Annotated in this window: 1 protein-coding gene; it reads left to right on the forward strand. The window is 57.0% G+C overall.

Annotated elements, in window-relative coordinates; genetic code table 11:
- Positions 1–272 (forward strand): alpha/beta hydrolase (locus Ga0451573_RS19205; RefSeq protein WP_231685798.1); only part of this gene is annotated, 272 nt, incomplete at both ends.

The raw sequence follows: 272 nt of genomic DNA on the forward strand, positions 1-272 counted from the left end.
GAAAACACTCCTGAAGTCAGGACCGGCGGGGCCGGGGAGTTCCTGACGTTCATCGAAGATCAGATCAAGCCAATGATCGAAGCGGATAGTCCCATTGACCGCAATCGCCAGGCGATCTTCGGTCATTCCTTCGGCGGCCTCTTCGTGCTCTACAGTCTCTTCACCCGCCCATCGGCCTTCACAACCTGGATTGCGGCGAGCGCGTCGATCTATTGGGAAAATTGTGCGATCAACGCCTTTCTTCCCCAATTCGAAGCTGCGCATGCGACGCG

The organism is Phosphitispora fastidiosa, assembly GCF_019008365.1.
In the GTDB taxonomy this organism is placed as follows: Bacteria; Bacillota; Thermincolia; order Thermincolales; family UBA2595; genus Phosphitispora; species Phosphitispora fastidiosa.